This window comes from Streptomyces sp. ATLC9, from assembly GCF_057196705.1.
Genome location: NZ_JBXUOY010000338.1, coordinates 1 through 5,004, shown reverse-complemented (window position 1 = coordinate 5,004; position 5,004 = coordinate 1). Strand labels below are relative to the sequence as shown.

Sequence of the window (5,004 nt, the reverse complement as noted above, 5' to 3'; positions counted from 1 at the left end):
GGGGCCGCGCGGAGCGCGCGGGCGGGCGCCCGGGCGGGGCCCCCCCCCCCCACGGCCGGGTGGTTCAGGTGGTCCGGGCGGATCAGGCGATCACGCCCGGACCGGTGGAGCTGTGCGGAACCGGGTGGAGCGACGGCTCAGTCGCCGGAGCCGGCCGTGGCGGGCTTCTTCTTCCGCAGGAAGAAGACGGCGGCGCCACCGAGGACCACCAGGGCGAGGGCGACGCCCGCGATGATCGGGGTGTTGCTGCTGCTGCCGGTCTCGGCGAGGTTGCCGCCGGTGTCACCGGTGTCGCCGGAAGCGCCGGTGTCACCGGTGCCGCCGCCGACGGTGGCCGGGCTGGGCTCGGTGGAGGGCTCGGGGCTCTCCTCCCCGCCGCCGCTGCCGCCGGTGGTGGTCTCGGTCTCGCAGTCGAGGGTGCCGGTGAAGGTCTCCTCGAAACCGTTCGGACCGGTGATCGTGATGTTGTACTCCTGGTCCTCCTGGACCGGGACGGTCACGGTCTCGGAGCCGCCGGCCGGGATCTCGTACTCCTTGCCCGCGAGGGTGAAGGTGAACGGCTCGTCACCCTCGTTGCTCGCGGTGACGTCCACGCCGCCCTTGACGCAGTTCTTCTCGGCGGTCACGGCCGGGATCGGGCCCTCGTTGGCCCAGTTCGCGGTCGCGGTGGCGGTGACGCTGGAGATGCTGGAGCCGGCCAGGATCTGGGTCTGGCTCGGGTTCTTCGGGTCGACGCTGGTGAAGGCGCGGCCCACGGCGACCTCGGTGTTGGCCTGCGCGGTCAGCGAGGCGGTGCCGGGCTCGGTGCCCTCGGGCACGTCGAAGAAGAGCTGGTCGCCCTGCTTGGCGGCGGTCACCGCGTTGCCGTCCTTGTCGACGACCGTCACACCCGCGCTCGTGGCGTCCGCGCCGGGCGCGATGTTCACGGTCTGCGCGTTGGTGTTCACGGTGACCGGGCCGAGCTTCTCGCCGGCCTTGCCGGAGACGGCGGACGGCTCGAGCGTGAGCGACGCCTCCGGCTCGGCGAGGTTCTCGGCCGACTTGATCAGGTACTCGGCGAGCTTGTCGGCATCGTCGCTGTCCGCGTCGACCTTCACGTTGTCGGAGAAGTGCCAGATCGCGATCTGGGTGCCGGCGGCGGCGGTCTTCTCGGTGAGCTGCTTGGCGCCGGCCTTGCCCGCGAGCGCCGTGAGGTCGTCCACCTGCGGGTAGGAGTTCTCCAGGATCCAGAGGATCTTGCCCGCGTTCTCGTTGTTGTGGAGCGTGGACTCGTCCCAGGACGCCTCGCGGTACTTGGCGCCCGCGACCGTCCCGCGGCCGACGTCGATGCAGTAGGTCTTCAGGGTGCCGCCACCGTCGACCTTCAGCTCGAACAGACCGGCAGCGGTCCGGCCCGGAGTGGGCCCGTCAAGGATCTTGACGCCGGAACCGATCGTCACGCCGGCCTTGGGCAGGGTGGCGAGCACACCGCCCGGCTGGTTGTTCTCGTCTGCGACGGCGCTTCCCGCGCCGGCGATCGCTCCTGCCGCCAGCATGCCCGTGGCTATCGCTGCGGCGGCGAAACGGGCGGGACCCCGTCCGCGTACAGAAATCATGGTCTGGTCGTCCCCTCGTCCAACCCCCGTGTCTCAGGGGGCGATCGTAGGGAGCAATCGGAACGAGTTCCCCGGAAATACCAGACGTCACACACTCCGAGTCCCAATCGTTATCGCGGAATGCCGCAGAGTCACACTTGTTCCGACATACGGCCTGTTGTCCCCTGCTCGCGTGCAAGTGTCACGGACCGCCTGCCGGTTCGCCGGCGGGAACGGCCCGTACGACGCGGTGGAACGACGAGGTGCCCCGGGCCAGGTCGTGCCCCACGGCCGTGGCCTCGATCTCCGCGGACGTCCAGCGCTTCCCGTCGCGTTCGCCCTGCCGCACCCGCAACCGTCCCCGCACCAGCAGGGGTTCGCCGACGGTCACGGAAGCGGCCAGGTTCTCCGCGAGCCCCCGGAACGCCCAGACCGTGTAGAAGCTGGTGCAGGCGTCCGTCCAGCCGCCACGCTGCCCGTCGTAGCGCCGCGCCGTGGTGGCCAGCCGCAGCCGGGCCACCGGATGGCCGGACGCCGTCGCCTTGGACTCCACCGCCGAGGCCGCGTTGCCGACCACCGTCACCATCGTCTCGTTCACCCGGGCCGCCCCCTTCCCTCTTCCGCTCGCTCCTCCGTAGGGGCCTCATGCTGCACGGCCGCGACGGTGTCCGCCGCGGCCTGTGGAGTACCGCCGGGTTGTGGACAACCCGGTCACCCGAACAGGTGAGGGCGGAGGGGGCTTTCCCGATCCGGCCTCAGGTCCGGCCCGTACCGCCCGCCGCGATGACGTACTGCTCGCGCACCTCCCGGTACCGCAGCAGTTCGGCGGCCACCGGTTCCAGTACCCAGGCCTGGCCCCAGCCGGTCGCCAGGCGCCGCAGTCCGCGCTCCTCCTCCAGCCCGTACGCCCGGGCCGGCCCCCGGGCCGCGATCCGGCAGCACCAGGCCAGCAGCGGGCCGCCCAGCGCGCCGCCCGTCAGCAGTGCCACCGGCAGCCGGACCCCGCCCCACCCGGGCCCTCCGGCGACCAGGTCCACCAGCAGGTACAGACCGAGCAACTGGACGGCCAGCAACAGCCACTGCGCGCACGCCACCACCGTCCACCAGCGCGGCCTCGGCGGACGTCCCTCACCGCACCCTCCCCCGTACGCCCCGCCCGGCCATCGTCCCCTTCCGCGCCCGTTCCCGCCCACGGCGCCGCCGCCCTCCCCGCCCTCGTCCCCGGCCGAGAAGATCGCGTCCTCCAGCGCCTCCGGCAGTCCCAGCGCACCGCGCCAGGCCGCGTCCCGCACCGAACGGGCCCACGGCTGCGGCAGCCCGGCCGACGCCTCCTCCGCCAGTGCCCGTACCGCCTGCGCCAGCACGGGCCGGGCCACCGCGGCCGTCTTCGGCACCGCGGCCCCGCCCTCCGCCTCCGTCCCGTTCCCGTGTCCGTCCTCGCTCCCGGCTCCGGGAGCGGCCGGGGCCGGGGCCGCCCTCTCTCCGCGTCCGCGCCGCGCCTCGTACCGGCGCAGCAGCCGCGCCCAGGGGGTGCCGCATGCCTGCTCGGCATGGCGCAGCCAGAGGCGTTCGGCCGTCTGACCCGCCGCCCACGCGCCCACCGCCGAGGCCAGCCGGTCCTCGAACTCCTCGCGCGCCCGCTCCGTCAGCCCGGCCGGGCCCTGCGGGGTGTCGGCCATGTAGACCGGGCGGAGCCGGGCGACCACACCGTCCACGTCGGCCGACAGCCGCAGCGCCGCCGCCCGCCGCCCCTCGACCAACTCCCTCAGGGAGTGCCTCAGTTCGCCGACACCCCGGCCCGTGAGCGCGGACAGGGCCAGTACGGTCGCGCCGGGCTCGCCGTGCTCACCGAGGGCCATGCCGTCCTCGTCCAGCAGTCGCCGCAGGTCGTCCATGACGGTGTCGACGGCGTCACCCGGCAGCCGGTCGACCTGGTTGAGCACCACGAACGTCACCTCGGCGTGGCCGGCCAGGGGCCGCAGGTAGCGTTCGTGCAGCACCGCGTCCGCGTACTTCTCCGGGTCGGTCACCCAGACCACCGCGTCCACCAGCCGCAGCATCCGGTCGACCTGCTCGCGGTGGCCGGGGGCGGCGGAGTCGTGGTCGGGCAGGTCGATGAGGACCAGGCCGCGCAGCGCCGGGTCGCGCGGCTGCACCCGGCGCCGGGCCCGGGGCGGCACCCCCATCCGCTCCAGCAGGCCGTCGGCGCCGCTGTCCCACTCGGTCTCCCAGACGCAGGCGACGGGCACCGAGGTGGTGGGGCGGCGCAGCCCGGTCTCGGAGAGCTGGACCCCGGCGAGCGTGTTGAACAGCATCGACTTGCCGCTGCCGGTGGCCCCGGCGACGGCCACGGTGGTGTACGCCCGCGACAGTCTGCCGCGCGCGGTGACCTCGTCCAGGACCCGGCCCGCCTCGGCGAGCACCTCACCGTCCAGCCGGGTGCGGGAGAGGCCGACCAGTTCCCGCAGCGCGAGCAGCCGCCGGCGCAGTGCCTCCTCCCCGGGCGCGGCGTCCGGGGCGGCGTACGCCCGCGTGCCACCCGTACGGCCGTCGCGGGCGGCGTCGAACAGCCCGTCGCCGCGGCCGTCCTCGAGCGGGCCGCACTCGAACGTCGCGGTGTCGAACGGACCTGCCTCGAACGGACCGGCCGGGAAGGGCGCGCACCCGGTCTCCTCCCGCACACCTCCTCCCCCGTCCGTACGGGCCCTGCGGGCGATCAGCCCGTCGTTCCAGATCCGGCCGCCGTCGGTGCGGAGGTCCACGCCCACCGCGATCACCTCTCCCTCTGCAGTACGGACAGTGCGGCGATCAGGGCCACCTGCTGGTCGGGGGTGGCGTCGAGGTCCCGCAGGGGCGCCAGCCGGTAGCCGCGCTCCCCTCGCAGCACGCGGTCCAGGCACCCCTCCAGCAGCCGCTCGCCGCGCTCGCGCAGCCGCGTCGCGACGGCCGCGCCCAGGGCGCGGGCGAGCGCCTCGTCCGCGCCCCGCGCGCGCCGTCCGCCCAGCAGGACGGCCGCCAGCAGGGCCGCGGTCTCCTCGGCCGACAGCGGGCAGCCGCTCTCGGCCGCGTGCAGCTCCTCGTCGGCGATCTCCTCCAGGCAGCGCCGCCAGCGCCGCGCCAGGAGGTCGATCCGCTCGGCGACCAGTCCGTCGGCGCGCCCGCACTCGGGGGCGCCGGGCTCCAGCCGCCAGGCGTCGGCGGCCTGTTCGTCGGCGTCGCCGACAGCGCCGCGCAGCAGGGCGGACAGTCCGTCGGCGAAGGCGTCCAGGAGTTCGTCACCACCGCTGTCCCGGGGGAAGCCGCGCCAGCGGGCGAGGGCCTCGCCCGCCAGCAGCTCGCCGTCGGCGATCTGCCGCCGCACCCGCGCGCCGAGCCGCTCGTACGCGCCGTCGATGTGCCGCATCAGCCGCAGTGCGGCGGCGTGCTGGGC

General features: G+C 74.7%; 3 protein-coding genes and 1 pseudogene. All 4 read right to left on the bottom strand.

Annotation, left to right across the window (positions count from 1 at the left end):
- Positions 1-137 precede the first annotated feature (137 nt).
- Entirely contained in the window at positions 138-1,595 is a 1,458-nt protein-coding gene (locus AC2CJA_RS24055; RefSeq protein WP_484604779.1) for a Cys-Gln thioester bond-forming surface protein, read from the bottom strand.
- Between the two features lie 181 nt (positions 1,596-1,776).
- A complete protein-coding gene (locus AC2CJA_RS24050; RefSeq protein WP_484604777.1) occupies positions 1,777-2,172 on the bottom strand; it encodes a single-stranded DNA-binding protein in 396 nt (131 codons plus the stop codon).
- A gap of 157 nt (positions 2,173-2,329) precedes the next feature.
- Positions 2,330-4,342: a GTPase gene (locus tag AC2CJA_RS24045; protein ID WP_484604776.1), complete on the bottom strand. Its 2,013-nt coding sequence runs from the start codon at positions 4,340-4,342 to the stop codon at positions 2,330-2,332.
- A gap of 5 nt (positions 4,343-4,347) precedes the next feature.
- Positions 4,348-5,004, bottom strand: a pseudogene (locus tag AC2CJA_RS24040) (ATP-binding protein); the annotation flags it as partial.

Bases quoted from the DNA above. Each gene is read 5' to 3' on its own strand.
- AC2CJA_RS24055 (WP_484604779.1), bottom strand. From the start codon at position 1,595: ATGATTTCTGTACGCGGACGGGGTCCCGCCCGTTTCGCCGCCGCAGCG.